The sequence below is a fragment of the Nostoc sp. 106C genome (assembly GCF_002154725.1).
Classification (GTDB): Bacteria; Cyanobacteriota; Cyanobacteriia; order Cyanobacteriales; family Nostocaceae; genus Aulosira.
This window is the reverse complement of sequence record NZ_MTAW01000114.1, coordinates 49,364-75,996: the sequence shown is the minus strand read 5'-3', so window position 1 is coordinate 75,996 and position 26,633 is coordinate 49,364. Positions and strand designations below refer to the sequence as shown.

The following is a 26,633-nucleotide window of genomic DNA, read 5'->3' as shown; positions in this document are numbered from 1 at the left end:
TTTCCCTACCCCTTATGCAAGAATTACTATCTTTAGCTGCAAATTCATCGCCATTCTCCTTGTAAAGTGAAAGCTGCCCATTCATAAGAACTACGCCCTTCTTGCCATAACTTACTTTGGGCTGCACGCAACGCCTCAGCCGGGGTTTTACCTTGCTGTAACATCTGTTTGTAAAATTCTTGCATCAGTGTTGATGTGCCTTCATCGCTAACCTTCCACAGGGATACGGCGACCCGCGCTGCACCCGCATACATTAAGCCGCGTGTTAAGCCGACTAATCCCTCACCGTTGATGTTTTTACCAAGTCCAGTTTCGCAAGCACTCAAGACAATTAACTCTGCTGGGTAATCTTGGTTAAACAAATCTCCCAAAGTCAATTTACTGGGTAATATTTCGTTGCGCTTTCGATCATACCTAGACAGTATTATGCCGGATAAACCTGGTTCTTTGGGATCAGCTATTCCGTGGGTGGCAAAATGTAGAATCCGGTATTGATTTAAGGCGCTGCTGGTTGCCCAATTATAGTTGGCATCAAAACCGAAGGCTTGCAGGCTGCTTGCTGGTGGTATAAGTTGTAAAATTGCTTTTGCTTCGTCTCCTGTGTATAGTAGCCTCTCCCAACCATTGCGTTTCAGGTTTTTGGCGGAACGACTCAGGGCAGATTGTTCTAATTGAGATCGAGTATCAAGATTAGGGTTAATAGGTTGGGGTGTGTCAGTTTCTCGGCAATCTTTTGAGGTAAATCGGCAATCTGTGGCATTGAATACCGGATCAGCGAGGATAGCCAAAGCTTTTGGTGCGGGTTTGCGGTTGGCGAGTTGTTGGCGTTGAAAGGCGATGGTTGAGGCTGAAGGTAAATTAAGAATCTCATGATTTACCATCAGAGGTTGGTATTTATTTACGCTTAAATCAGCCAACGCTGCAAAGGGAATGGTTTGCAGCCCACCATCAGCAACAATTACTAAACGTTTTCCTGATAATTTATCAGCGACGGGTGCGAGGATGAGTTTACTAAGTTGTTGTGCGTTTGGAATGGATATGTCACTGGCTGATCCTTGCTGCAAACTTTCATAGAATCTGGTTGCGACTTTTTCTATTTCCTCCCGTGAGGGGAGTGTGTAAACTTGCATAGATGTAGGAGTGACAGCCCACAAATAGCTGCGTTCTTCTCCCAAGGAATACTGCAACAGCAGCGTGTCTTTATCGAGTTGTTGTTGAATTTGCGGTAATTGGAGAATATCCTTTTCGGGATTTGGGTTGGTTAATTTCGCGTATTCGGGGTTATTAGCCCGGATTTTTGCTTGGACTTCTTTGTATTGGCTTAGGAGATTACTGATTTCTGTAGACAGTGTTTGAATTGTTGCTTTGGTATTCGGATCATTCTGATTTGCTGAGGTTTGTAAATTTAGCCGCAGCGCATCTCTAGCATCAATTTTTTGCCGTAAATCGCGTTCTTGTTGTACTAGTTCTGGGTTTGCACCTTTAAGAATTTTGGCATGAGCTTCGTTTAACAAATCTATGAGACTTCTGGCGCGCGATCGCTCACTGATATGCAAAGCTAAAGCGTCGTATCCTTTTGATGGGTCTTTTTTATGCAACTGCATTAACAAGTCGATGTAAAACTTGTAATAATCTTGCACTGTTGCAAAGTAGGAAGTACGCAAGTCGTTACTGTTGACTTTGCTGCGCGTAGTCTCAATGATTTTTATGGCTGATTCTATTTGTGTCTTGGCTTGGTTGAGATTGCCTCTGTCGCGCTCAATTACGGCTATCTTATACAGTGGATAAGTTTGTTCTGATATATCACCAATTTGCTGCGCTAGCTTTAGTTCTTGGTTGTAAACCTCTATAGCCAGCTGCGGCTGTTTCATAGAGGTGTAAATCTTACCTTGAATTTTGTAGACGGTGGCTTGTGATGTTAAATCTCCTAGTTGCTGTGATAGCAACAAACTTTGTTTACTAGCATTAAGGGCGTTTTGATAATCCCCTGCGCGTTCATAAGCGTCGCTTAAAGAAGCGAGAGTACTCTCTTCCTTATCCTTAAGGCCATATTTGCGAGATAATTCCAAAGCCTGTTTGGCATTGGTAATTGCTTGCTGATAATCCTCCAATAATTCATAAGCCTTGGCAATCATTTCAAGGGAGTAGGCTTGGCTGGAGAAAGAACCTTGTTTGCGGGCAGATGTTAATGCTTGGTTAAAATAGTCCAATGATTGACGGCAATCTTCTAGTTTTTTTTGATAAAAGCAACTTCTGTCATAAACAGTACCTACGAAGGTAAAGAGAGTATGTTCTTCTACTAAACTCGGATTGCTTTGCTGATATATTGCCAAAAGTTCTTTACTTTTTTCAATGCTTAATTCATAAGCCCCTAAAACTACGTAAACCAAGCTCATTTCAATGATAATATCTCTTTCTAAAACGGAGTTTTGTTTCTGCTTACAAATCTCCAGTGCTTGGTTGAGTATATCTAGAGCTTGTTGAAATTCTCCAGATTGTCTATGGATATAAGCAATATCTACTAGTGTTTTAGCTTTTCCTTGAAAATCTTTAATTTCAGTTTGTACCTTTAAAGCTTGAGTAAAATTATCTTTGGCTTTTTGAGTCTCACCTAGATGAGAGTAAGCCAAACCAATGCTGGAAATAATATCTGCTTCTTCTTGAGTTTTACCTAGCTCATGGGCTATAATTCGTCCTTGATTTAAGTAATAAATTTGCTGCTGTGTATCGCCCAACGCATTGTAACTGTGGGCAATCTGCTTGAGAATAATGATTTGATTTCTTTGAGATTTTACGTCTTGTTCTAATTGCTTTTGGACTGTCTTTTGTAACTCTAAAACCTGCTGGATATATTTTTCTGCTGAAGAGCGATCGCCCCTTAAACTATAGACTGAGCCTATGATGCTAAGTGTGTTTGCTTGTTCAAATAAATCTTTTGTTTGGCGATAAATTTCTAGTGCTTGTCGGTGATAATCAAGAGCTTTCTCTGTTTCACCCAATTTTTGGTAATTGAATGCAATGGATGTCAGTGTATCTGCTTGTCCTGGTAAATCGTTATTTGCCTTGTAAATCTTTAAGGCTTGATCTAAATACTCACGCTCCTTTTTCGGTTCGTCAAATCTACCATATACTCCAGCAATTCCTGATAGTGCTTCAGCCTTTTCTTTGGATTGATTGTCAGCATCATACAATAACAGTGCTTGGTTGTAAGCATCAAACGCTTTTTGCTTTTCCCCTAGTTGTCGATAAAATTCACCAAGTCCTAAGAGCGTTAGACGTTGCAAGGATCGAGCTTCTGGTTCTTTGGATTCCCGCAAGATAGTTAATGCTTGTTCCCAATATCCCACAGCTTTTGTGTCTTGAGTCAGGTTGAAGCCGTAGATATTGCCGATTGTCCAAAGCATATTAGCTTCAAGAAGGCGATTCTGTATTTCTCGCGAAATAGCTAATGCTTGCTCCAAATATTCCAGAGCTTTGGTGTTTTCATTCAGATTACCGTAGGTATTGGCGATCAGATAAAGTGTAGAAGCTTCATTGGATCGGGATTCTTGAGGTATTACTGCACGTATTTCTGGTAATCTTGAGATTTTTAGTATTTCTTCGTATTTTATAATTGCTTGTCGCTTTGCTGCTGCTGATGGTTGTTTGGACAGTTCACCTGCTTCTTTGTAGAGTTGAGATGCTTTATCAATTAGTGGTTGAATTGGACTTGGCGCAGGTTTTGTAGCTGGCGACTGGGCTATTTGCAGCCCTAAGCTTGCAGTGTTAACACTAGTAAAGACTTCCCTAGTTATATTTTCTGAAAACGAATCTGCATACGCTGGTTTCGCCGCCACACGAATATCGTCTTGAATAATTGGTTTCGCCTGTTGTGCTATCTGCAACTCTGTACTTTTCTTTGCCCCCACTGCATCAGGCAACACAACTACACTCAGCAACAAAATGGCACTGTAGCGGGCCAATTTTGGTAGCAAGTACCAAAAAATCTGTGAAATGCTCTGCTGTCTTGAGTTTTCAACTCGCTGGTTCATAAATCTGAGTGAGTTTGCTGATTTATACCTACGAGTTACTATATCTCTGGTGATTTTGAGCTTATGCAGTTTTTCGGAAGTTTACAAAAACTTTAAATTGTAGTGTTAACGAACGTGGTTGTGCGTAGGCGTAGCCCGTCGTAGACATCGCAATGCCCAAAACACTCTGATAGACTAAACGCGGGTGTTCAGATCCCCGACTTCTTGAAGAAGTCGGGGATCTTGCAGATCATCAAAATATTCATAAAACTGATATGGCATACAGCGATTTTAATTTAGAGAAAGTTAAACAGACTTTTCAAATAAATACTATTGAAGCGGCTGATATTTTTGCTAATGTATCTGATTTAGAGTGCAGCCAGTTATTAAAAGAAATTCTTCAATATAATGTACCTATAGCAATTGCTAGCAATAGTGAAAAAGCTCGCTCATAAATGATTATTGCGCCAATTTTAATAGACCTTAGGAGACAATTAAATGACAAGATAAATTTGTTTTCGGGAGTTGAATTTAATGTTGATGCAGCACAGGGATTGAACGGAATTTGTGATTTTATTATTACCGATTCTCCAGAAAGGCTAATTGTTACAGCACCAGTAGTTGTAATTGTGGAGGCAAAAAAAGAAAATATTCCTGCTAGTTTAGGACAATGTATAGCAGAGATGCTAGCAGCAAGAATATTTAACGAACGCTCAGGTAAAGAAAACTTGGCAATTTATGGAACTGTTACAACTGGAAGTATTTGGCAATTTTTGAAATTAGACGGGCAAGAGATTCAGATTGACTTAAGTGAATATTACCTGAAAGATGTTAATAAAATTTTGGGAATTTTAGCCAATGGTGTACGCTAAAAAAAATTATTTGTTCTACTGCTTCCGAGTCGAGACTTAATGAAAGAAGCAGCCATTAATACAAATGAACTAAGCGAAAATTGACTTTATCTCACTACCCAAGTACACAGATTGTGGCATAATAAGCCGACGCATACACTACTCGGCTACCAGTCGTGGAATATAACGAATCTATTAACGACATTGCTGCTGCTTTGCAACAGCCAGCGGATCTTACCTTTGAACTGCCAGATCCAGAAGATGAACAGATACTAGAGTCAGATTTTCAACAACAGCTGGATGTAGCTTGGCAGGTATGCGATCGCTTCGATTTACAAACCGAAATCTGGCGGGGGCGAATTTTACGCGCGATCCGCGATCGCGAGAAAATAGGCGGTGATAGTCGGGGTGCTGGTTTTCTCCGCTGGCTGAAAGAACGAGAAATCAGCAAAAGTCAAGCTTATGCCTGGATTCAACTAGCTAACAGTGCTGATACGCTTTTAGAAGAAGGTAAACTTGACCCAGGCACGGTCAATAATTTTAGTAAACGGGCTTTTGTCGAAACCTCCAAAGCTTCGCCAGAAGTGCAGCAGATGGTGAGTGAAGCCGCGCAAAAAGGCGATCGCATCACTCGCCGCGAAGTCCGTCAACTCAGCGACGAATGGACAGCAATGTCCTCAGAATTGCTACCAGAACCAGTTAAGGTAAAAGCAGCAGATAACACCCTTCCCCCTCGCTACATCGCCCCACTGGTGAAGGAATTGGAAAAACTACCAGAACCACATCAAAAATACTTACAAAAAGAAATTGCTGCTAACCCTGATGTTGATACCCTCAAACAGGTAACTACCGAAGCGCGTTACCTAGCAAAATATCTAAAATCCGCTGCTCAAGTTCAAGCATTGACCCAAGCAGATGTTGATATTGAAACAGCCTTAGAAGAAGCGCAAAGAGTAGGCTGTTTAACCATAGCGGCTGATTTAGTAAATCAAGCATCTCAGATCGAACAAACGATCGGCAAGTTATACATGACTTGGAAGCGCATCAGTAATTTAGCAGATCGATTGTATGTAGATACAGGTGCAAGTACACCAAATTTGCGATCGCTTCTCAGTTCCTTAGAACCCTTGGGTAGTGAAATCATGGAATTGCAACTGAGTGGCACTGTTGAACATACTGTCCGCTTACAAATTCAGGAAATGAATTAGGAACGGGGAATTGAGCATTGGGCGATCGCGGTTTATTTTTCAGTCCGTGAAATAGCTGATAACAAAGCACGTAAGGCATTGTTAACATCTGCTGAGGTTTTAAATACCTCAGCCACGTCTGGATCAAGAATAACAGTCACAAGAGTTTTTTTTTCCTGGCTGGCAAACCGATTAGGCTTGGCTTTGCGATAGTCAAAGTCATATTCTAGAAGCAACTCATCGTCTGCATTGTTCTGGGATTCAAAAGCCTGTGAATTCTTCATAGTCTCGTCGTTCTTTCTTTGTTGCTAGACGTGCGCTAATAATCCGGATAACCTTTGCTCTTTCAGTAAAACAGACCAATAACAGGCGATTTTCTTCGTCATGTCCGATGATAATTTCCCGACTTTCCCCAACAGAATGCCATTCATCATCGAAGATGTACGCAAGGGGGTCATCAAGACTGTCTTAGCAGTTTCAAAGCTGATACCGTGCTTTTGCAGATTCAGACTATCTTTTTGGTTATCCCACTCAAATTCTAGATTCATGAACCGATCTTAGGTTTAAAGATTACCCCCTTGACTGTTGACTCTTAACCCTTGACTAATTCTTAATCCCCGTAGTGGCAATACCCTGAATAAACTGACGCTGACCGATGAGGAAGAGTACCATCACAGGCACAGTTGCAATTGTTACCGCTGCCATCATCAACGGCCAATTATTGGTAAATTGCTCCTGAAACTCTGCTAACGCTAACTGCACTGTTCTTAATTCGGGGCGTGTGGTAAATACCAACGGTTTAAACAAATCGTTCCATTCGGCGATAAAGGTGAACAAAAACAATGTCACCAAAGCTGGACGGGCTAAAGGTAACATCACTCGCCACAAAATTTGCAGTCGGTTCGCCCCGTCGATGGTTGCGGCTTCCTCTAACTCTACGGGAATTGTCTGGAAATATTGACGTAACAAAAAAATGCCAAAGCCGTTGACAGCCGTTGGTAGAATCAATGCCCCATAGGTATTGATCAAATGTCCCCACTTCAAAACCAAAAAGATGGGAATCACCAATAACTGAAAGGGTATCACTAAAGTTGCTAAGACAATCAATAGCAGTGCTTGTCTGCCGCGAAATTTTAATCTTGCGAGAGCATAACCTGCCAATGCCGAAGTCACAATCTGAAACGCGGTCACTGCGATCGCTACTAAGGTAGAATTAGCAAACGCCAATAAAAACTTACCCCGCTGCCATGCATCCTGATAATTAGCTAAAGTCCAATTATTTTTAGGTAAAACTTCCGGCGTTGCTCCTCCAGGCGCAAAAGAGGTGAGGAAAACCACAAACAAGGGTAGCAAAACGATAAAAGCGCCTATTAGCAATACTCCTAGGCTTAAAAAATCGGTATATTTCAGATTCCATTGTGGTTTGGACATGAGTTTTGCTTTCAAGCATTTGTGTTTGTAGTACTAGAGCATCGCCCCCAGCAACAGCTAATCTATAAACATAGTGGCTTGTTAAGTTAAATTAAATCACAGTGATTGTTACCCTAAACTCATAGGGTAAATTTATTTTTGGTATCAAATGATTCACGTTTACAGGGGTAAAGATAACATGCAGCAGATTACAGAGCAACCTGAAATTGATTTCCAGAGCGAAAAATACAAAGACGCCTACAGCCGCATTAATGCGATTGTAATTGAAGGTGAACAAGAAGCTTATGATAATTACATCCAACTGGCCCAAATGCTGCCGGAACATCAAGAGCAATTGATTCGCCTATCTAAAATGGAAAGTCGCCATAAGAAGGGATTTGAAGCTTGTGGACGCAATTTACAGGTAGTGCCAGATCTGCAATTTGCCAAAGATTTTTTCCTGGGGCTACACAGCAACTTCCAAAAAGCAGCGGCAGAAGGTAAAGTGGTTACTTGCTTGCTGATTCAGTCTTTGATTATTGAATGTTTTGCCATAGCAGCATACAACATCTACATCCCTGTTGCTGATGATTTTGCCCGCAAAATTACTGAGGGAGTAGTCAAAGATGAATACAGCCATCTCAACTTTGGAGAAGTTTGGTTAAAAGAAAACTTTGTCGAAGCCAAAACTGAACTAGAAGAAGCAAATCGTCACAACCTTCCCATTGTTTGGAAAATGCTCAACCAAGTTGCAGATGATGCTCAAGTTTTGGCAATGGAAAAAGATGCGTTGGTTGAAGATTTCATGATTCAGTATGGTGAAGCATTAAGTAACATCGGCTTCAGCACTCGCGACATCATGCGCTTATCAGCCTACGGGCTTACAGCCGCTTAAATATAACCCATAGGGGTGACTGCTCGTGTTGCCCCTGATGTATATTACGCTTTGTGTAGTATTTTTAAGAGTAAGTTATTCTCTCTTAACCCACCTAAATTCCACGCTTTCGACGCAGCACGCGCTTAATATATCAATACATGTTTGGTCTAATTGGACATTTGACTAGTTTAGAACACGCTCAAGCCGTAGCTAAAGACTTGGGATACCCAGAATATGCCGATCAAGGGTTAGATTTTTGGTGCAGCGCCCCGCCCCAAATCGTTGATAACATCACTGTCACTAGTGTCACTGGACAGAAAATTGAAGGACAGTATGTAGAATCCTGCTTTTTGCCAGAGATGCTAGCAAACCGCCGAATTAAGGCGGCGACACGTAAAATTCTGAACGCCATGGCCCATGCTCAAAAGCATGGCATCAATATCACAGCTTTAGGCGGATTTTCTTCAATTATTTTTGAAAACTTTAGCTTAGAGCAGTTTAGCCAAGTTCGTAATATCAAATTAGAGTTTGAACGCTTCACTACAGGTAATACTCACACTGCTTACATTATTTGTCGGCAAGTGGAACAAGCATCGAAACAATTAGGAATTGATTTGTCGAAAGCAACCGTGGCTGTGTGTGGCGCAACGGGGGACATTGGTAGTGCAGTTACGCGCTGGCTAGATGCGAAAACAGATGTCAAAGAACTATTACTCATAGCCCGTAACCAAGAACGGCTGCAATATTTACAAGCTGAATTGGGGCGAGGCAAAATTATGTCTTTGGATGAAGCCCTACCGCAAGCGGATATTGTCGTTTGGGTTGCTAGTATGCCCAAAGGTGTGGAAATCGACCCCACTGTGTTGAAGCAACCTTGCTTGCTGATTGATGGAGGCTATCCTAAAAACTTAGGGACAAAAATTCAGTATCCTGGTGTATATGTGTTAAATGGTGGAATTGTTGAGCATTCTCTAGATATTGACTGGAAAATTATGAAAATAGTCAATATGGAGGTGCCAGCACGTCAGTTATTTGCTTGTTTTGCGGAATCAATGCTCTTGGAATTTGAGAAGTTATACACGAACTTTTCTTGGGGGCGTAATCAGATTACCGTAGACAAAATGGAGCAGATTGGTCAGGTTTCAGTTAAGCATGGATTTAGACCACTGCTGGTTTAGTCATTGGTCATTGGTCATTAGTTATTAGCTAATTACTGATGACTAATTAGGTTCTACTCGCCATTCCCTAGATTCTAACCCTGAACAACTCACACTCATAACTTGTACGATGGCAACTACCGAGCGTAAACCGCTACTGTTAGATTTTGAAAAGCCGCTAGCAGAACTCGCCACGCGAATTGACCAAATTCGGCAACTTGCAGAAGAAAATGGCGTCGATGTATCTGGTCAAATACGCCAATTAGAAGCACGCGCTATGCAACTGCGTGAGGAAATTTTTACTAGTCTATCTCCATCTCAGAGACTGCAAGTGGCTCGTCATCCCCGCCGCCCTAGTACTCTAGATTACATTCAGGCTATTAGTGATGAATGGATGGAATTACATGGCGATCGCTGTGGTGGTGACGATCCGGCTTTAGTGGGTGGTGTCGGTCGTTTGGGTGGGCAGCCTGTAGTAATGTTGGGTCATCAAAAAGGACGGGATACTAAGGATAATATTGCCCGTAACTTTGGTATGCCCTATCCTGGCGGCTATCGCAAAGCACTGCGGTTGATGGAACACGCTAACAAGTTTTCCATGCCGATTTTAACTTTTATTGACACGCCAGGGGCTTGGTCTGGGGTAGAAGCAGAGCATCAAGGCCAAGGAGAAGCGATCGCTTACAATTTGCGCGAAATGTTCTGCTTTGATGTACCCATTATTTGTACAGTCATTGGTGAGGGCGGTTCTGGTGGTGCACTCGGGATTGGGGTAGGCGATCGCCTGATGATGTTTGAACACTCTGTCTATACTGTAGCCACCCCCGAAGCCTGCGCTGCCATTTTGTGGAAAGATGCCGCTAAGGCTCCACAAGCAGCTGTGGCTCTCAAAATTATTTCCCACGACCTGAAAAATTTGGGTATTATCGACCAGATATTGCCCGAACCTATCGGCGGCGCTCATTCCGACCCCATAGAAGCCGCTAATACCCTAAAACAAGCTTTATTGGAGAATTTAGACGCACTCAATCGTTTAACCGCTTCCGAACGCCGCCAACTGCGCTATGAAAAATTCCGTAAAATTGGCGTTTTTACTGAAGTTGCCCACTAAAAACCTTGAGATGCTTGATTAGCATAACAGCAATGCTATAATTGCCTATGACGCTTAAAGATTTTTAACAATCTTCTCAGTCATAGGCGTTTTAATTTTAGACATACCAAGTCAACTAGATAATTGGTTAGTCTAATATTTGATCATTAATTTTGAGTGTCCCTATGAAATTTCCCAGACGGACACTATAGTTGTCATCCCTGGGCAAAGACTTAACCAAAAACAAACCCATCCTGGCATTGTAATTTAACAGTTGCCAGTGGCAATCATCGGATTTTTTAGATTTATTTAATCTATTTTTTAGATTCGTTTAATCTATAGCAAACCGATAGATTTCAATAATGGGGTAAAAGCTTGCATAACCGCCAACAAATCTGGAGATAGCATGAGCGTTGAGCCGAAACGACGCGCCTTAATTACTGGGGCAAGTAGTGGAATTGGAAAAGCAACTGCTTTAGCATTTGCGAAGGCGGGAATAGATATCGCCTTAGTTAGCCGTTCCCTGGAAAAGTTGGAGGCAGTTGCAGTAGCAGCAAGGCATACAGGAGTTGAAGCAAAAAGTTATGCTGTCGATTTAGCTGATGTTTGGCAAGTAAAAGCACAAATACAAGCGATCGCTGATGAATTTGGCGATATAGATATTCTGGTAAATAATGCTGGGATAGCGTATACAGCCACCTTAAGCGAAACTCCCTTAGAAGATTGGCAGCAAGTGATTAACTTAAATCTAACCAGCGTCTTCCAGTGCATTATGGGGATTTTGCCAGGAATGCGCGATCGCGGCAGAGGCACAATTATCAACGTCGCCTCGATTGCCGGGAAGCAAGCTTTTTCTAATTGGGGTGCATACAGCGTCAGTAAAGCTGGTGTGATTGCTCTTTCTCAAGCCTTAGCACAAGAAGAACGCGTCCACGGCATTCGCGTCACAGCGATTTGTCCTGGTGCCGTTAATACCGAACTTTGGGATACAGAAACAGTCCATGCCAACTTTGACCGTTCAAAGATGTTAACGCCGGAAATTGTTGCTCAGTCAATTCTACACACAGCCTTATTGCCACCACAAGCGGTCATTGATGAATTGATTCTTATGCCCAGCGCTGGCGTTCTCTAATCAGTCCTTTGTTGTGTGTCATCTGTTTTTGCTAATAACAGATGACTTATGACAAGTAACAAATTACTAATGACTCATCCTTACTAAGACTTAATATGACTATCGCAAGTTCTAACGGTTCTAATCGCTCTCAATCGCCTCTAATTCCCGATTTGACAGATGCCATCAGTCCTAGACCCGATCGCAATACTCACGACGGACATGAACCAAAGTTGCACCCTCCTCAAGAAGAAGAGATGGAGCAAATGACGGAAGCTGTGCGGCAAATCCTATTGGGTGTGGGAGAAGACCCGGAACGTGAAGGTCTTTTGAAAACACCCAAGCGAGTAGCAGAAGCAATGAGGTTTCTGACTAGTGGCTACAACCAATCTCTCGAAGAACTCGTTAATGGAGCTATCTTTGATGAAGGACATAACGAGATGGTTTTAGTCCGGGATATTAATTTCTTTAGCCTGTGCGAACACCATATGTTGCCTTTTATGGGTAGAGCACATGTTGCATATATCCCCAACCAAAAAGTTGTCGGACTAAGTAAGCTGGCCCGGATTGTCGAGATGTATTCCCGTCGTCTGCAAGTACAGGAAAGGCTCACTCGCCAAATTGCAGAAGCGGTTCAGGCTGTCTTAGAACCTCAGGGAGTTGCCGTAGTCATGGAAGCTACTCATATGTGCATGGTAATGCGGGGTGTGCAAAAACCCGGTTCTTGGACTGTTACCAGCGCAATGCTTGGTGTGTTCCAAGAAGAACAAAAAACCCGCGAAGAATTCTTTAATTTGATTCGTCATCAAGCAGCATTCTTTTAAGCGCTGAGTACGCGTTACTGTAATCACGGGTCAAAATTTTATTTGTCGGTGCTTGGGTAAAATAGAACCAAATCTTGTATCAACCCTCAGTATTCGCCACACCCATAAATAACGAGGTGTACTAAGTATTGAGTCCTGAAAATTTTTTCCTCAGGACTCAGCACTCGGTATACTGAATTTACTTAAAGTAAAGTTGGATCGAGTCTAATAGTTTGGTTGTAATCTGCGATCGCATTTTGCCCCTTCCTGAATTTCTCATAAACAATTGGCTAATTTGATAGTTACCTAAATAAATCGCCTTTTTTACATTTATTCTTGAATAGTTGCTAGCTTTATAAACAACTTGGCAACTTGATCTAAATCTTTATCCCCAGGTGCTTTTTCCACACCACTAGATAAATCAATGCCGCTGGGTTGTAGCATATTTAGAGCGTCCAAAATATTATCTGGTGTTAATCCCCCAGCTAGAAACCAAGGACAACTTGGGCTAAATGCTTGTAGCGTACTCCAATCTAAAGTTTGACCTGTACCACCCAGTTGCTGGGGATGATAGGCATCCAGCAATAAAGTATCTATACAATTGGTGTACTCAGCTACCTGCTCAAGTTGTTCGCTGCTGCGAATCCTAAAGGCTTTAATAATTTCTATCTCTGGCAAAGCTTGGCGCAGTTGAGAGCAAAATTCTGGTGATTCATTACCGTGTAACTGCACACTAGTTAAACCAGACTCAACTACTGTTTGCTTGATTTCTGTAATACTAGTGTTGGCAAACACACCGATTTTGTCAATCTTTTCTGGTAGTGGTGCTACTGCTGCCTGAATTTGCAGTATATTAACATAGCGAGGTGAAGTAGGCACACAAATAAATCCTAGTGCCGTGGCACCAAGAGAGGCGATCGCTACAGACTGCTGTGGTTGGGTGATGCCACAAATTTTAATTCGCATAGATATTGAGTTATTTAGGATAAATACCTACATAAAGGTAGATATTTTTGCAATAATTTCAGGTTTTTTCCTAATAAATTTTATAATCTTGATGGTTTACATAATTTTCTTATTTAGGAGACACAAGCTTGATTTCATCAATTTTACTAGCAGCAGCTGCATCTGTTCCCGCAACACCTGCATGGAATCCCACAGTAGCACTTATCATCGGCATCAGTAGCATAGTAGTTCTTTTGCTAGCTACCAGAATTGAATATCCGAATGTGGGTCCTAAGTTGCCTGGTCTTCCTGTAAGTATTCCCACATTCATTGCTGCAATGGCTTTCGGTCATATTATCGGTACTGGGATTGTTTTAGGATTGACTAACATCGGTCGGCTGTAATTTTTATGAATAGAGGCTCGGAAATCCAAGTCTCTTTGAATCCAAAACCCTGAAAATATCTTCAGGTTGTTTCTTTGCTAAATCTATGCGTTGCTGCCGTTTTCAAATTAAATAACTATCGGCATCCTTTAGATTTTGCTGTGGTTTGCATATTCTTAGTAACGCATTTTACAGGCAGGAAAATAAGCACTTACTAAGTGCTTATTTTCCTGCCTTATAGTAATTACAGTCAAAGTATCAAAAGAGCTGCAATAGTAATACCAATTTGAAAAATGATTGCGACAGATGGAAATCTGAAATGCTTATCCAAATGCTCATTGGTGTCAACTTAAGCTAAAAATAGCCTCTGTCTTATACCATTTCACAAAAAATATGATGTAGATGTAGATTGGGTTGAGGAACGAAACCCAACATTCCAAAGTCTTTTAATTGTTGGGTTTCACTCAGTTCAAACGCCACTTCACTCAAGTCGGGAAACCCGCCCACATGAGTGGCTCCCCAACCTACGCATCTGTCTCATTTTTTGCTGGAATTGGTATTAGTTTTGCCATCCGCCTAAGAATGAATTCTCAGGCTAATAGTCCAAGTCTACTGAAGTAGACTCAAGATTTTGAGGATATTTAGTCATCTAAAGATAACTTTTGCTATTAGCAAGGAACTTCAGTTCCTTGCGGTAACAGGGTTTCGCGTTAAGTTGACACGTATGAGCATTGCTAAACCCCTACGAAAAATTTATTTGTATCAGGATTTTCGGGAATTGGTATTACTTAAAAAACGTTGGGTAGTAGAGCGCACTTTTGCTTGGTTGATGGGATGTCGGCTTTGGGTCAGAGATTATGAGTTATTGCCTGAAACATCTGAGACTTTTATCTACCTTGCCATGATCCGTATTATGGTTAAGCAACTGGCTTAATTTTTGACTCCCTAAAACTTTTCAAACACCCTCTTAGGCATCTCAAACAATACTATCTGTCTCAATGTGTATTGCAAGCAGCTAGTAAATAAACTAACGCCCTTTGACTTGTGAGATGAAGATTAATATATATGGCAAGGAAGGGTAGCAGGAAGGAAAAGTATTCTACTTACTGATGCTTATTAGCATTCAATTATTTAATTTTCTTAAAAAATCACATATAAAATAAACGATTTGATAACAGAACCAACGAGTTGGTTTAATAATAAAAGTAAAGATAAAACCCTGAACTATTTCTTTACCTGGTTCGTGACAGTAATATAAAATCATCAGTAGCGGTAAAAATATTGCATAAACGAAAAAAGTCGGAATTAAGGAAATATTTTTTGCTATCTTACGAACTTGGACTTCACCGCGAGGAAGATTTACAATGTCTATTTTATCAATACTTTCCATGTAAAAAACTGGTAAAAGCATACTGTTTATCTCAGAAATATAGTATTACTAACTCCAGTGTTAAATTCACCCTACCATAATCTTAGTTGAATAAGAGTTCAGTCTTTTACAAATTGTGAAAAATTTGTATATTTCGCTTTCATCAAGTTAGATAGTAGTAAAAATCAAACACATAATTAAGTAAAAACCGAATTAAATTTTGATGCTTGTAAAAGCATGAACATAGCTTTTTTTATTGGTTAAAGAATGCTTCAGGACTTTTTTGAAAATCGTGTTTTTCTGGTTGCTAGTTAAATTTGCAACCACAGCAAAACTGTTCTATTAACAAAAGAGGTAATCTCTATTATTTAAATGGGGTTTCAACACCTTCATCTTTAAGGTATTCAGTAGATCTGAGTACCAAGTATTACCTTATAGCTAAAGTTTGAGGATTGAGTAAATCAGGAATTACTTTTTTCAATATTACTAAAGCAGTATCTTCAGATAGATTTACCTTTGTTGAAAGCGATTCTTAACCTCACACTCATTTGCTATTCTTTGGGAAGAAGAATTTTATTTTCTCAAAATGATTAAATATGATTAATTGTCTATTCTAGAAATGAGAGCATCGTCACCAAGGTCTAGTAAAGCCTTCATTTCAGACATAAGTTTTTGGTGAGCGCTCTGTGGCTTGCTCATAAGCGAATCTCCAGTATAAAAACATACTTGTATCATTTATATCATCTGGAAATGTAAATATCTACTTTTAGGACAATGTCATGCAAACAAATTGGAGAATCGGGTCTTTATTTGGAATTCCACTATTTTTAGACCCTTTGTGGTTCGTGATTTTAGGATTGGCAACCCTCAACTTTGGGGTAGCTTATCAAGAATGGGGAAGTGTCTTAGCTTGGAGTGCAGGAATGGTAATGGCACTACTGCTATTTGGTTCGGTGTTGTTACACGAATTAGGTCACAGTTTGGTAGCGCGATCGCAAGGAATTAAAGTTAATTCGATTACCCTATTTTTATTTGGCGGCATTGCTGCGATAGAAGAAGAATCCAAAACTCCGGGTAAAGCATTTCAAGTAGCGATCGCTGGCCCCTTGGTTAGTATTGCTCTGTTTTTTATACTGCATCTCGTGGCTTATGTTTTACCTGAGGCTAGCCCAGTCAGTATCATGGTAGGTGATTTAGCAAGAATTAACTTAGTTGTGGCTCTGTTTAACTTAATTCCTGGCTTACCTCTGGATGGGGGACAAGTGTTAAAAGCAGCGCTATGGAAAGTTACAGGCGATCGCTTTCAAGCAGTACACTTGGCAGCTAGGGCAGGGCAAATTTTAGGTTATGCTGCGATCGCTCTAGGATTTGCCATAGACTTTTTTACTAGGGAACTGGCTTTAGGTTTGTGGATTGTATTGTTGGGGTGGTTTGGGATTCGCAACGCCAACACTTATGACAGCGTTACGACATTACAAGAAACTTTGCTGAAAGTCACAGCTAGTGATGCTATGACTCGTGACTTTCGCGTAGTCGATGCTGACCAGACTTTGCGTTCCTTTGCCGATTCATATCTATTAGATACTAATGCCCCACAAGTTTATTTTGCTGCTTCTGATGGACGTTATCGGGGTATGGTTTCCATTGATGATTTACGCTTAGTAGAAAGAAGTGCATGGGAAACTCAAACTCTCCAAAGCATTGTGCATCCCCTGACAGAAATACCTACTGTAGCAGAATCAATTTCTTTAGCTGAAGTGATTAACAAACTGGAAAATGAGCAGTTACCTCGCATTACCGTAGTTTCTCCCGCGGGTGCTGTAGCTGGTGTCATCGATCGCGGAGATATTGTCAGGACAATAGCACAACAGCTAAATTTGCGGATTGGCGATGCAGAAATTAAGCGTATCAAAGAAGATGGTAGCTATCCATCAGGTTTGCAATTAGGAGCAATTGCCAAATCAACTACAAATTAATTGCTCACGCAGAATCGCAGCGAAAAGTCGGAGCGCCGGCTTCCGGCGATCTGAACTTTTCAAGACACAGACACGGGGAAGAATGTAAGTGTTTGATTTTCTTTGCGTCTTTACAACGCCAGTTGCATTAAGCTGGGAAACCCGTCTAACGCACTGGCTCGTCTTTGTGCGAGCTTTATAATAACTTTTAAAAATGGCTAGAGATGTTTTCCATCAACAGGTAAAAAATGCCTTGATTAAAGATGGCTGGATAATTACCAATGATCCGTTGACAATTCGGATTAGCGAAGTGATTAAAGTCCAGATAGATTTAGCAGCAGAAAATACTATTGCAGCCGAACGTGATGCTGAAAAGATAGCAGTTGAAATTAAGAGCTTTATTACAGGTTCGGATATTAATGAATTTCATACGGCACTTGGGCAATATCTTAATTATCGCCAAGCATTAGAAGAATATGAGACAGATAGAATAGTTTATTTAGCTGTTCCTAATGAAACTTATCAAGATTTTTTTCAGCTTGCTTTTGTTCAAAATTCACTTCAACGTTATCAAATTAAATTGATAATTTACGACCCTAAAAAAGAGGAGATACGGCAATGGATAAAATAGAACGCTATCGCCAAATAATCCAACAAATTTTGACAGAACACGCACAAATTAGTTCTCATAAAGATGCTGTTAAACCGCAATTAATTTTTGATCGTGAGAACGACCACTATCAATTAGCTTATGTGGGCTGGGATGGGGATAAGCGGGTATTTGGCCCTATAATGCATTTTGATATTTTAAATGGGAAAATATGGATTCAATATAACGGTACAGAAGATCTGATTGCGGAAAGGTTGGTTGATTTTGGTGTACCTGCTTCAGATATTGTGATTGGTTTCTATTCGCCTTTTAAACGTCAGTTTACTGCTTATGCCGTAGAGTGACTATTTGGCCTTTATTTGCGTCTTTGCGCCTTAGCGTGAGCTTTTAATAACATAATCAAGCAACGCTTTCATTAGAAAAATAAATCTTAATAAAGGGAATAGAAAATCTTTTTTCTCACGCAGAGGCGCAAAGGCGCAAAGAAGAGGAGGAGATTTATTGAGGATAATGCTTGGTTAAAAATTCTTGTGCTTCAGTTTTATTTGTAATCACGCCATCTAAGGTGGCAGCTAGTAGCTCATCCAGGATTTGTCGATATTGCGGGCCGGGTTTGTAGCCTAGTTTCTTTAGATCATTACCATTGAAAATTGGTTGAACATTAGCCCAAACTTTTAAATAATGCCAAATCTGTCGTCGGTGCGATCGCGGACTTTGCAAAGCGATTAAAATCAGTGTTGGTAAGTCATATTGTCGCAGCAAATTTACTACCTGACTGGGGAGTTTAAAAGTAGATAATGATGCCGTTACCTCAGCTTTTACTTCAGCTAAGTTTTTTAACCTGCTAATACTTTCCTCTTGCATTTGCAGATTTTTTGCTACTTTCTCTCTATATTCTGGCAATAGGTGAGCGATTAAAGTTTCTAGCCGCATTTGCCAGTGAATTAAGGTTTGTTGGCGGTCAAATCGTTGCAAACATCGCTCTAGCAAACGTAGCTGCCGTAAAATTTCCGCATCTAACTTGAGAGTGGGATGAAGACACTGCAATGCTCCCAAACTCTCGAGTAACTGTAAAGCAGGTTTCCAGTAGGCTGCTTCTAGAATATGTTTCAATTCTGCTTTCAGGCGGGTTTGTAAACCTGGGGTTCTGCTATTTTCTTGGGCAGTGCGATCGTAAATGCCACTATTGATGGCATAGCGAATATAATCTTCAGTTTGTGGTTCAATCTCAAATCCGAAGCGTACAGCAAAACGAACGCCGCGATAAATGCGGGTGGGGTCTTCGATAAAGCTGTTGGCGTGTAAAACCCGAATTTGCTTTGCCTGTAAATCCAGCAGCCCCCCAAAAAAATCAAGTAATTCACCAGCACGAGGATAAGTCAGCCGCAACGCCATAGCATTAATGGTAAAGTCACGACGATATAAATCTTGACGAATAGAACTCGCCTCAACCTCCGGGTTCGCAGCGGGATAAGGATAGAATTCTGTCCTAGCGGTCGCAATATCTACCCATAAAGAGTCTAATTCTGGGTCTTTGTGCCATAACAAAGCCGCAGTTTGAAAAGCACCGTGGATTTCTAAGCGGGCCTCTGGGTGCATTTTTTGCAACGCCTTGGCTAGTTCCACCCCAGCACCAACATCTGCTGATTTATGAAAGCCATCAACTACCAGGTCAATATCTTTAATCATTAAAGTCTTGGTTGCGTTCTCAGCTAATAGCAAGTCACGCACTGCACCTCCTACCAGATACAAATGCCAACCTCTTTTTTCGGCCTCTTGTGATGCTTGAGTGAGCAGTTGCCATAATTGGGGAGTCAGGCGATTTTTTAATTCAGTGCTGAGGAGCCAGTCACGTGGGCGGGTCTCCCGACTTGAGCGTAGACGCCTGGAGGGCGGCTTATCGTAGAGTACTGGTGTTGCTGAGTAATGAGTGCGGAGGGAGAGTTGAGACTCAGAACTCAGCACTCGAAACTCAGCACTATTTTGATGTAATTCCCGCAATACATCAGTGCGGGTAACAATTCCGACTAAATGCCCGTTGTCTATGACTGGTAAGCGCCCAATATCATAGGTCACCATCAACGCCTCAATTTGGGGTAATGTCGTTTCGGGTGTAATAGTCTTGATATTTGTTGTCATATAGCCTTTGACTGGCGCATGACTAAACCCGTGGTGTAGGGCAATATCAATATCTCTTCGGGAAACAATACCTAAAAGTTGCCCAGCGGCATCGACTACGGATAACCCAGAGTGCCCATAACGTAACAATATCCGCTGTGCTTCCGCAATTGTGGTGTCAGGACGGATGGTGCGGACAGGGGAGGACATCAAGTCTCTCGCTGTGAGCGGATGGGGAATAGTAGCTTTAAACTCATCTAAAAGCTGTTTTAATATTGCTTGGGAATCTACTTTGCGTAAATTTAGCGATGCTGCTTGTGAATGACCCCCACCACCTAGAGGTTGAAATAATTGGTTGAGATTTGTATTGGGAATTTGCGATCGCCCAATTACAGTTAAGCGTGAATCATCTTCTGATAAGGGATACTCATTTGCCAACAATAAAGCATCTATTTCGGTTAACTCTACTAGTTGCGAAGCCAGACTCGATAACCCTGGCACAAATCCCTCAGTTTTTAAAGTTACCCAAGCAATCGTATATCCACGCCAGCAAAGAGATTCCAATTTATCCAATGCCTCGGTTAACATCTGTTGTAATTGAGGCGATAAACCAGGGTCAATGTAAGTAGATATCACTGACAAACTGGTTCCTTGTTGCATCAACCAAGCCAATGCTAAAGCATCTCTTGGTGTCGCTTGCTCGTAGGTGAGAGAGCCTGTATCAACGTGGATACCCAAAGCCATCACAGTCGCTTCAGATGGTGTCAAGGAGATTTGCTGTTTTTGCAATTGCTCCACCATTAAAGTTGTAGTGGCTCCTACAGGGGAAATATAGGTTTGTGTGGCCAGAATGTCTAGTTCCTGCCCCACGTGATGGTCATAAACAATAATTTCTTTTAAATTAGGTAAATCTAGCCACTCAGCAGCCTTACCCAAGCGATCGCGCTGTTGAGCGTCTACCACAGTTAAAGAACGAATTTGGTCTGGATTCACCGAACGTCGTTCAATCAGTGGATACTCATCCCGATGCAGCGCCAAAAAATCTCTTACAGGTGGATGAGCACCGCCAGTCAGTACAATCTTACTTCCTGGTTGTAAACGCGTCAGCCCTACGGCTGCTCCAAGTGCGTCAAAATCAGCTGTGGTGTGGCAAAGAATTAAGTCCATAGTCAAGAGTCAAAAACAAAGGCACAAGGTAAGACAATCACTAGAGGCGATGTGTACCCAAACTGGTAAGGCACAAAGGCAAAACAAAAACTTTTTCTCTGCTGCTTCTGCCCTGTGCCTTATTTGAAAGATTTGAACAAGAGCCAAGAGTAAATATTTGGACTTCGGATTAATGACTATAGTGACGCAATTTCTGCTAGCTTAACAAATAAGAGCCACTGCGGTCTTGGGGTTTCACGCCAGTCCGCTCAACGGGGGGGAACCCCCGCACGCGGCTGGCTCCCCAAGTGGAGCAAGTGGCGTGGAAAAATGTCAGTGTTGCCCTGTACGATATTCTATCTTTAGTATTTCGCTGTCTTGGGAGAAGCAAAAATGACCATAATATTCCAAATCTCTTTGTTGGCACTCGTTCTGCTGTCTTTTGTATTAGTGATTGGCGTTCCTGTGGCTTATGCTACGCCCCAAAATTGGGTTGAATCGAAAAAGTTACTCTGGCTTGGTTCTGGAGTTTGGATTGCTTTGGTATTTTTAGTTGGGCTATTAAACTTTTTTGTAGTTTAAGCGATCGCTTCCGAACGCGGGTAAATAGCATAGATACTTTCAGAGCAGAAGAGCCAAGCTAAAAATTAATAAGGATTACCTTGTTCTTTTTAGCTGATTGTGTTCTTCTGTTCTTCTATCTTTACAGAAGAAATGTATATTAGCCTTGAAGTATAGTTTGTTAAGAGGCGGTCATGGCAGTTTTTGAGGGAACTTTTACCCAAACAGAACCCTTGCGGTTTGCGTTGGTAATTGGTCGATTTAATGACCTTGTTACCGTAAAGCTGCTAGAGGGATGTCAAGATTGCTTGAAACGCCACGGTGTCGATCCCAACCCCCACGGTAATCAGGTGGACTACGTTTGGGTTCCTGGAAGCTTTGAAGTGCCCGTAGTTGCCCGTCAGCTAGCACTTTCTCATCGCTATGATGCCATAATTTGCCTGGGCGCTGTTATTCGAGGGCAAACACCTCATTTTGATTATGTTTCTTCGGAAGTTGCCAAGGGCATTGCCGCCGCTAGCTTTCAAACTGGCGTACCGGTGATTTTTGGCATCTTGACAGTAGACACTATGCAGCAAGCCTTAGAACGGGCAGGTATCAAAAGCAATCATGGTTGGGACTATGCCATGAATGCCCTAGAAATGGCAAGCCTCATGCGGCAATTGCGCTCTAATCTGGTAGAGCCATACGCTCGTAATAGTCAATCTCTGCCAGCTTCTTTTCCCAGTGCTAGCTTAGGCAATTTTTCCCCTGAGTCTGAAGAATTAAGCTAAAAGAGTGCTGAGTGCTGAGTCAAAGGTCAATAGGTAAGACTTATTGGTTCTTTCTCCCTTACTCCGGTGCTTTCTTTGTTGACTCAGCACTCGTTACTCAAAACTCAACTGAGGCCTTGACAACTCAGAACAGATATGAGAGTCTAGTATTTGTCTAAAGATTGCGGGTATAGCTCAGTGGTAGAGCGTCACCTTGCCAAGGTGAATGTCGCGCGTTCGAATCGCGTTACCCGCTTTGAAAAAGAATAAAAAACTGTAATTAGCTAATATATGAAACTAGCTTAAGCTAATCTTCATAGGTGTAGTCAATTCGTTTTTTGTACAGTGTACTACACTGGATGAAGGGTGGCGCGATATTGTTAGGTGCAAATTGCTTTGTAGCAATGAAGTGAGCCAAAATCTACCTAGGGCAAGAGTTGGATAAACTCACTAATGTTTTTAGGCTCCCTGTTCTCAAAAAATATCTGTGGTTTATTAGGAAAAATTGAGTATTTATACTCAAAAATCAGCAATAATGAATACACAGGAGAGTAATAACGAGTTACCCAAGATCAATCCAAACAGGGGCACTGGGAATAGCTAAGTATTGATTTGCTGGTACTGATTACTTTTAGGCGTAGCCTCAGAGAACAGTTGTTTTATGAGATGTCGCCACGTAAACTGAAAACTGTGCCAGCTTTCAAAAAGCATAAAAGTCTAAGAACACGACTAAAATTACCTTTTAAGCCACAGATGAAGAGAAGAAAATCCTTAAACAAAATTGCCCAATATAGGGAAGAACCGCAGACTGATAGCCTCTGGTCAAACATCCAAACTTTAAGATGATAGTTACGACAGCTTAATTTAGCCTCATCTATCCTTGGGCATCATAGCAGTATTGGCTTTGCCTCCCCATCTGTATAAATCTGGAATCTCAGAAAACCAGTACCCAAGGTATAGATTAGGGAATGTTATTTCCACATATTGTAAAAAATAAGCTCAAGTTATTAGAACGCTTGTGCAATCTCAAAAACCTGAAAAAATTGACTTCAATACGGAATACCCCTGTCCCTGTCGTCGCCGGGGACGGTTAATTCCGATTACGCTGACGGATGCATTTGGTTGCGATCGCTGTCAACAAATCTTTGTGGTGGAAAATGATGCTTATGTCCTAGAGCAACTCTCTACCACTTATCCCTACAAGCGAGCTTGGCGCTGGGTAGGAAATAGTTGGCATGTTGTCCATCCTCGACTAGGAGAAAGCTATCTGCCGATAGCGCTGGGCATTATTTTCGTGCTAGTGATTATATGGCTACCATTAGCACTGCGATTAGCAAATGGTTCCACCATTATTGCTTGGGCAATGGTGGCGGTACTTCTGGCTATTTTGCCAGCACTAATGGTCTGGCTTACCTACAGACGTTAACCAATGACCGTTGAAGTTTTGGACGATCGCCCCGAACCTATTAATAGCGCTAAACGCGCTTATCAAGCTTCCCTAAAGCTGGGGATCGCAAAGGGAGTAGACCGCAGTCGTGCTGTATTGGCGATGGCACGAGCAATAGAACGCTCATTTGATGACATTCTAGAGGCTAACACTTTAGATCTAGAAGCGAGTCGGGAAATGGCTGTGCCAGAGTTGATTTTAGATTGGCTAAAATTAACTCCCACAAGGCTAGAAACGACAGTAGAAATCCTCCAACGTTTGGGGGAATTATCAGATCCGTTGCGGCGGGTGAGAAACGCTGAGTATCAACAAGATGATTCTCAAAGTTATTCCCAGCTGATGCCCTTAGGTGTCATTGCATTTATTTATGAAGCTTTTCCTGATTTGGGAGCGATCGCAGCGGGTTTATGTATCAAAACTGGTAATAGTATCATTCTTAAAGGTAGTACAGAAGCCAGCCACTCTAACGAGGCGATCGCTAATGTACTACAAACTGCTATTGCCGAAGCAGGTCTACCATCGGGCTGTTTAGAACTGATTACAACAGAACATGGCGCATCCATTCGGGATTTAGTCATCCAAGACCAATACTTGAATTTAGTCATTCCCTACGGACGTTCCACCTTGGTACAGCAGGTAATGCGGCAAGCAACTTGCCCAGTTTTAAAATCAGCAATGGGCAACTGTTACCTTTATTGGTCGCTAAATAGCAGTTTGGAGATGGTGCGGTGGATGATTATTGATAGCCATGAAAGCGAGCCAGATCCAGTCAACGCTATTGAAAAAGTACTAATTCATCGGCAAGCTTTACCATCATCCTTGGCAGTTTTATGGAACAGCTTAAAGGACAAAGGTTTTGAAGTCAAAGGCGACGCCGAATTAGTAGAAGCCTTTCCTCAATTGCAACTGGCTAAGGAAGGAGAATGGGGAAGTGCCTATTTAACTAAGACAGTAGCTTTTAAACTAGTTGATAGCCTAGAGGCTGCGATCGCTTGGATTAATCAATACAGTAGCGGTCATGCCGACTGCATTGTGACTGAATCCTACCAAGAAAGCCGACAATTTGCCTTGGGAGTCAACAGCGCTTCTACTTATATCAATGCTTCCCCCCGTTTTTCCCGCAATCCCTCGCGCGGAGATGCAGTATTCCTAGGTATGTCTAATCAAAAAGGTCATCGTCGCGGATTTATTAGCCTGGAAACCCTGACGACGGTCAAGCATATTGTCCAAGGAAATGGAAGATTTTAGAGAAACCCGGACAAGGGGGCACAAGTGAAAAATCTAGACTTTTTAGTTAGGGATTGCAACTACAATTAAGCCTTGTTTTATAAAAAATGGACGCGGATTTCTCTTGTTGAGGAAGTAGTTGAAACCCTAAACAGAAGAAGATGTTGGGTTTCCTATAGAACAAAGGGTTAGCTATTGCAAAGCCAGTCGATCAACTCTTTATCGAATAGCTCCGGCTGTTCAAAGTGAGGCGCATGACTACTGTTCTCAAATATGCGGATAGTCAGATTACTGAACTTGTCTCTGACGGATTCTCACATATCTGGTCGTGGAACGAGGTAATCATACCGACTTCTTACGCTTCATCAGCAACTTAATCAGATATAAATATAGGGACACAGTATTCCCGTGTCCCCACAAAGATATTCAGAGATTTAAAATTCTGCTAGTTTCTTACTAAAGCTACATCTGTATAATCTTCTTTTGGCTTATTCCCTAAATATTTCAGCCAACGAAAATTAGAAGCAAGTGCTGCGGTAAAGGTTGGGTAAACATTATACTTCACCCCATACTCCTCACATAACTCTGCCAAGATTGAAGCAATTTTTGGATAGTGAATGTGACAGATATGAGGAAATAAATGATGCACAACTTGATAATTCAGTCCACCTAAATACCAATTTAAGAAGTGATTTTTTGGAGCGAAATCAACAGTGGTTCTAACTTGAAAAATTGCCCACTCATCATCAATTTGTTCTGGTTCCCCATCTGGTTGGATAAACTCTGCTGTGTCCATCACATGAGCCAGCATGAAAACTATGCAAATCCAAAATCCATAGGTCATATAAGTGATGAGAAATCCTACAAGCGTTTGAATTGGACTGTATCCTATAGCAATTGGTATTCCTATAAAAAGTGCCAGCCAGATGATCTTACCACCAAAAAGGATAAGCATATCTAGTGGTTTGGGTGTAGGAACCACATGGGAATGATATTTACGCTTAAACAGAATGATATGAATATCAGCAAAAGACCAATAAATTGGTATGACTGTATAGATAGAGAAAATAAATATGTGTTGAAATGAGTGATACCATTTATGCTCCATATATGGAGTCATCCGCACTAAGCCATCACCATGTATTTCCACATCATGACCTAAAATATTGGTAAAAGTATGATGTAAAAAATTATGCCGATATCGCCATAAATAACTAGATAATCCGATTACGTCATAAGTTGAACCTAAGACGTTGTTGACCCATTTTTTACTAGAGTAACCACCATGATTAGCATCATGTCCGATACTAAATCCTACGGCAGCGATACCCAATCCTAGAACAACACAGCTAATCACTTTCAGCCAGATTTGCGGTGGGCCGAAGAGAGTAAATGTCCAAGCAGAAATTACCCATACTGCAATAATCAATGTTTTTAAGTACATTGCTGGGTTATCTCTGGTAGCCATGTTTTCGGACTTAAAATAAGCATCAACTCGTTTATTTAATTCTTTTCTAAAACCGAAGTTTTTAGTAAAAGTTACTCTTGTTAGCTGTGGTTGCGCCATAGAAACTCCTCAGGTAAATAAAATGTGAATCTATTGACAAAAACTGCGTAGCCTGAG

Annotated in this window: 26 protein-coding genes and 1 tRNA gene; 18 read left to right on the top strand and 9 right to left on the bottom strand. The window is 41.4% G+C overall.

The genetic code is table 11. The annotated features are described in order from the left end of the window. Nucleotides 1-44: 44 nt before the first annotated feature. Nucleotides 45-4,031, bottom strand: a complete 3,987-nt coding sequence (locus tag BV375_RS15830; RefSeq protein ID WP_086762066.1) for a CHAT domain-containing protein — start codon at nt 4,029-4,031, stop codon at nt 45-47. A 254-nt stretch (nt 4,032-4,285) separates the two neighbouring features. Between BV375_RS15830 and BV375_RS39025 the strand changes: the two genes are divergently transcribed. From BV375_RS39025 to BV375_RS15820, 3 genes are all read left to right on the top strand, one after another. Next, nucleotides 4,286-4,465: a hypothetical protein gene (locus BV375_RS39025; RefSeq protein WP_339376867.1), complete on the top strand. Its 180-nt coding sequence runs from the start codon at nt 4,286-4,288 to the stop codon at nt 4,463-4,465. A gap of 57 nt (nt 4,466-4,522) precedes the next feature. Further along, the gene (locus tag BV375_RS39020; RefSeq protein WP_339376866.1) at nt 4,523-4,882 is read left to right on the top strand and encodes a hypothetical protein; all 360 of its coding nucleotides are present in this window, start codon (nt 4,523-4,525) and stop codon (nt 4,880-4,882) included. Between the two features lie 155 nt (nt 4,883-5,037). Continuing rightward, a complete protein-coding gene (locus BV375_RS15820) occupies nt 5,038-6,069 on the top strand; it encodes a hypothetical protein (RefSeq protein ID WP_086762064.1) in 1,032 nt (343 codons plus the stop codon). 32 nt (nt 6,070-6,101) lie between these two features. Here BV375_RS15820 and BV375_RS15815 read toward each other — a convergent pair whose 3' ends face one another. The 3 genes from BV375_RS15815 to BV375_RS15805 form a co-directional block, all read right to left on the bottom strand. After that, nucleotides 6,102-6,332 carry a hypothetical protein gene (locus tag BV375_RS15815; protein WP_086762063.1) on the bottom strand — a complete coding sequence of 77 codons (231 nt, stop codon included), beginning with the start codon at nt 6,330-6,332 and terminating at the stop codon, nt 6,102-6,104. Then, nucleotides 6,310-6,489 carry a BrnT family toxin gene (locus BV375_RS39015; RefSeq protein WP_339376868.1) on the bottom strand — a complete coding sequence of 60 codons (180 nt, stop codon included), beginning with the start codon at nt 6,487-6,489 and terminating at the stop codon, nt 6,310-6,312. Before BV375_RS39015 ends, BV375_RS15815 begins: the two co-directional genes overlap by 23 nt. 162 nt (nt 6,490-6,651) lie before the next feature. Further along, on the bottom strand, nt 6,652-7,479 hold the full coding sequence (locus BV375_RS15805; protein WP_086762061.1) for a carbohydrate ABC transporter permease: 828 nt from the start codon (nt 7,477-7,479) through the stop codon (nt 6,652-6,654). Between the two features lie 178 nt (nt 7,480-7,657). Here BV375_RS15805 and BV375_RS15800 point away from each other — a divergent pair, with 178 nt between their 5' ends. From BV375_RS15800 to folE, 5 genes are all read left to right on the top strand, one after another. Beyond that, complete coding sequence (locus BV375_RS15800) at nt 7,658-8,353, top strand: aldehyde oxygenase (deformylating) (protein WP_086762059.1); 696 nt, start codon at nt 7,658-7,660, stop codon at nt 8,351-8,353. A gap of 140 nt (nt 8,354-8,493) precedes the next feature. Further along, a complete protein-coding gene (locus BV375_RS15795) occupies nt 8,494-9,513 on the top strand; it encodes a long-chain acyl-[acyl-carrier-protein] reductase (RefSeq protein WP_086762057.1) in 1,020 nt (339 codons plus the stop codon). Between the two features lie 109 nt (nt 9,514-9,622). Next, the gene (locus BV375_RS15790; protein ID WP_086762055.1) at nt 9,623-10,603 is read left to right on the top strand and encodes an acetyl-CoA carboxylase carboxyltransferase subunit alpha; all 981 of its coding nucleotides are present in this window, start codon (nt 9,623-9,625) and stop codon (nt 10,601-10,603) included. Between the two features lie 385 nt (nt 10,604-10,988). Continuing rightward, nucleotides 10,989-11,714, top strand: coding sequence for an SDR family oxidoreductase (locus tag BV375_RS15785; protein WP_086762053.1), 726 nt, complete (start codon nt 10,989-10,991; stop codon nt 11,712-11,714). Between the two features lie 95 nt (nt 11,715-11,809). Further along, entirely contained in the window at nt 11,810-12,517 is a 708-nt protein-coding gene (gene folE / locus BV375_RS15780; RefSeq protein ID WP_086762051.1) for a GTP cyclohydrolase I FolE, read from the top strand. A 309-nt stretch (nt 12,518-12,826) separates the two neighbouring features. On the opposite strand, the gene BV375_RS15775 is transcribed toward folE, so the two are convergent. Then, complete coding sequence (locus tag BV375_RS15775) at nt 12,827-13,462, bottom strand: phosphoribosylanthranilate isomerase (protein ID WP_086762049.1); 636 nt, start codon at nt 13,460-13,462, stop codon at nt 12,827-12,829. A gap of 128 nt (nt 13,463-13,590) precedes the next feature. On the opposite strand from BV375_RS15775, the gene psaK reads away from it, so the two are divergent. Continuing rightward, complete coding sequence (gene psaK / locus BV375_RS15770; RefSeq protein ID WP_086762047.1) at nt 13,591-13,845, top strand: photosystem I reaction center subunit PsaK; 255 nt, start codon at nt 13,591-13,593, stop codon at nt 13,843-13,845. Between the two features lie 351 nt (nt 13,846-14,196). Here psaK and BV375_RS38715 read toward each other — a convergent pair whose 3' ends face one another. Beyond that, nucleotides 14,197-14,331: a hypothetical protein gene (locus BV375_RS38715; RefSeq protein WP_279432927.1), complete on the bottom strand. Its 135-nt coding sequence runs from the start codon at nt 14,329-14,331 to the stop codon at nt 14,197-14,199. A gap of 217 nt (nt 14,332-14,548) precedes the next feature. Between BV375_RS38715 and BV375_RS15765 the strand changes: the two genes are divergently transcribed. Further along, the gene (locus BV375_RS15765; protein ID WP_339376865.1) at nt 14,549-14,758 is read left to right on the top strand and encodes a transposase; all 210 of its coding nucleotides are present in this window, start codon (nt 14,549-14,551) and stop codon (nt 14,756-14,758) included. Nucleotides 14,759-14,947: 189 nt separating this feature from the next. Here the strand turns inward: BV375_RS15765 and BV375_RS15760 are convergent, their stop codons facing one another. Then, a complete protein-coding gene (locus BV375_RS15760) occupies nt 14,948-15,235 on the bottom strand; it encodes a hypothetical protein (RefSeq protein ID WP_086762045.1) in 288 nt (95 codons plus the stop codon). A gap of 737 nt (nt 15,236-15,972) precedes the next feature. Between BV375_RS15760 and BV375_RS15755 the strand changes: the two genes are divergently transcribed. The 3 genes from BV375_RS15755 to BV375_RS15745 all read left to right on the top strand — a co-directional run bounded on the left by BV375_RS15755 (nt 15,973) and on the right by BV375_RS15745 (nt 18,102). Further along, the gene (locus BV375_RS15755) at nt 15,973-17,169 is read left to right on the top strand and encodes a site-2 protease family protein (protein ID WP_086762043.1); all 1,197 of its coding nucleotides are present in this window, start codon (nt 15,973-15,975) and stop codon (nt 17,167-17,169) included. Between the two features lie 193 nt (nt 17,170-17,362). Next, nucleotides 17,363-17,779 (top strand): XisH family protein, encoded by a 417-nt coding sequence (locus tag BV375_RS15750; protein ID WP_086762041.1) that lies wholly within the window; start codon nt 17,363-17,365, stop codon nt 17,777-17,779. Continuing rightward, nucleotides 17,767-18,102, top strand: a complete 336-nt coding sequence (locus BV375_RS15745) for a XisI protein (RefSeq protein ID WP_086762039.1) — start codon at nt 17,767-17,769, stop codon at nt 18,100-18,102. Before BV375_RS15750 ends, BV375_RS15745 begins: the two co-directional genes overlap by 13 nt. Nucleotides 18,103-18,256: 154 nt before the next feature. Here BV375_RS15745 and BV375_RS15740 read toward each other — a convergent pair whose 3' ends face one another. Beyond that, on the bottom strand, nt 18,257-21,043 hold the full coding sequence (locus tag BV375_RS15740) for a CBS domain-containing protein (RefSeq protein WP_086762037.1): 2,787 nt from the start codon (nt 21,041-21,043) through the stop codon (nt 18,257-18,259). Nucleotides 21,044-21,415: 372 nt separating this feature from the next. On the opposite strand from BV375_RS15740, the gene psbZ reads away from it, so the two are divergent. The 5 genes from psbZ (at nt 21,416) to BV375_RS15715 (ending at nt 25,030) form a co-directional block, all read left to right on the top strand. Beyond that, on the top strand, nt 21,416-21,604 hold the full coding sequence (gene psbZ, locus BV375_RS15735) for a photosystem II reaction center protein PsbZ (protein ID WP_086762035.1): 189 nt from the start codon (nt 21,416-21,418) through the stop codon (nt 21,602-21,604). 173 nt (nt 21,605-21,777) lie between these two features. After that, nucleotides 21,778-22,356 carry a 6,7-dimethyl-8-ribityllumazine synthase gene (gene ribH, locus BV375_RS15730; protein ID WP_086762033.1) on the top strand — a complete coding sequence of 193 codons (579 nt, stop codon included), beginning with the start codon at nt 21,778-21,780 and terminating at the stop codon, nt 22,354-22,356. A gap of 163 nt (nt 22,357-22,519) precedes the next feature. After that, nucleotides 22,520-22,591: transfer RNA gene (locus BV375_RS15725), tRNA-Gly, on the top strand. Nucleotides 22,592-23,353: 762 nt separating this feature from the next. Continuing rightward, the gene (locus BV375_RS15720) at nt 23,354-23,761 is read left to right on the top strand and encodes a hypothetical protein (protein ID WP_086687787.1); all 408 of its coding nucleotides are present in this window, start codon (nt 23,354-23,356) and stop codon (nt 23,759-23,761) included. Between the two features lie 3 nt (nt 23,762-23,764). Next, a complete protein-coding gene (locus BV375_RS15715; protein ID WP_086762031.1) occupies nt 23,765-25,030 on the top strand; it encodes a glutamate-5-semialdehyde dehydrogenase in 1,266 nt (421 codons plus the stop codon). 424 nt (nt 25,031-25,454) lie between these two features. Here the strand turns inward: BV375_RS15715 and BV375_RS15710 are convergent, their stop codons facing one another. Continuing rightward, nucleotides 25,455-26,576 carry an acyl-CoA desaturase gene (locus BV375_RS15710; RefSeq protein WP_086762029.1) on the bottom strand — a complete coding sequence of 374 codons (1,122 nt, stop codon included), beginning with the start codon at nt 26,574-26,576 and terminating at the stop codon, nt 25,455-25,457. Between the last annotated feature and the right edge of the window lie 57 nt (nt 26,577-26,633).

What these genes read in the sequence shown, in the direction of transcription:
- BV375_RS15775 (WP_086762049.1), bottom strand. Translation starts at nt 13,462, where the DNA reads ATGCGAATTAAAATTTGTGGCATCACCCAACCACAGCAGTCTGTAGCG.
- BV375_RS39025 (WP_339376867.1), top strand. Translation starts at nt 4,286, where the DNA reads ATGGCATACAGCGATTTTAATTTAGAGAAAGTTAAACAGACTTTTCAA.
- psbZ (WP_086762035.1), top strand. Translation starts at nt 21,416, where the DNA reads ATGACCATAATATTCCAAATCTCTTTGTTGGCACTCGTTCTGCTGTCT.
- BV375_RS15715 (WP_086762031.1), top strand. Translation starts at nt 23,765, where the DNA reads ATGACCGTTGAAGTTTTGGACGATCGCCCCGAACCTATTAATAGCGCT.
- BV375_RS15750 (WP_086762041.1), top strand. Translation starts at nt 17,363, where the DNA reads ATGGCTAGAGATGTTTTCCATCAACAGGTAAAAAATGCCTTGATTAAA.
- BV375_RS15800 (WP_086762059.1), top strand. Translation starts at nt 7,658, where the DNA reads ATGCAGCAGATTACAGAGCAACCTGAAATTGATTTCCAGAGCGAAAAA.
- BV375_RS15745 (WP_086762039.1), top strand. Translation starts at nt 17,767, where the DNA reads ATGGATAAAATAGAACGCTATCGCCAAATAATCCAACAAATTTTGACA.
- BV375_RS15795 (WP_086762057.1), top strand. Translation starts at nt 8,494, where the DNA reads ATGTTTGGTCTAATTGGACATTTGACTAGTTTAGAACACGCTCAAGCC.
- BV375_RS15815 (WP_086762063.1), bottom strand. Translation starts at nt 6,332, where the DNA reads ATGAAGAATTCACAGGCTTTTGAATCCCAGAACAATGCAGACGATGAG.
- BV375_RS15740 (WP_086762037.1), bottom strand. Translation starts at nt 21,043, where the DNA reads ATGGACTTAATTCTTTGCCACACCACAGCTGATTTTGACGCACTTGGA.
- BV375_RS15785 (WP_086762053.1), top strand. Translation starts at nt 10,989, where the DNA reads ATGAGCGTTGAGCCGAAACGACGCGCCTTAATTACTGGGGCAAGTAGT.
- BV375_RS15805 (WP_086762061.1), bottom strand. Translation starts at nt 7,479, where the DNA reads ATGTCCAAACCACAATGGAATCTGAAATATACCGATTTTTTAAGCCTA.
- BV375_RS15830 (WP_086762066.1), bottom strand. Translation starts at nt 4,031, where the DNA reads ATGAACCAGCGAGTTGAAAACTCAAGACAGCAGAGCATTTCACAGATT.
- BV375_RS15760 (WP_086762045.1), bottom strand. Translation starts at nt 15,235, where the DNA reads ATGCTTTTACCAGTTTTTTACATGGAAAGTATTGATAAAATAGACATT.
- BV375_RS15710 (WP_086762029.1), bottom strand. Translation starts at nt 26,576, where the DNA reads ATGGCGCAACCACAGCTAACAAGAGTAACTTTTACTAAAAACTTCGGT.
- BV375_RS15765 (WP_339376865.1), top strand. Translation starts at nt 14,549, where the DNA reads ATGAGCATTGCTAAACCCCTACGAAAAATTTATTTGTATCAGGATTTT.
- folE (WP_086762051.1), top strand. Translation starts at nt 11,810, where the DNA reads ATGACTATCGCAAGTTCTAACGGTTCTAATCGCTCTCAATCGCCTCTA.
- ribH (WP_086762033.1), top strand. Translation starts at nt 21,778, where the DNA reads ATGGCAGTTTTTGAGGGAACTTTTACCCAAACAGAACCCTTGCGGTTT.
- BV375_RS15755 (WP_086762043.1), top strand. Translation starts at nt 15,973, where the DNA reads ATGCAAACAAATTGGAGAATCGGGTCTTTATTTGGAATTCCACTATTT.
- BV375_RS15790 (WP_086762055.1), top strand. Translation starts at nt 9,623, where the DNA reads ATGGCAACTACCGAGCGTAAACCGCTACTGTTAGATTTTGAAAAGCCG.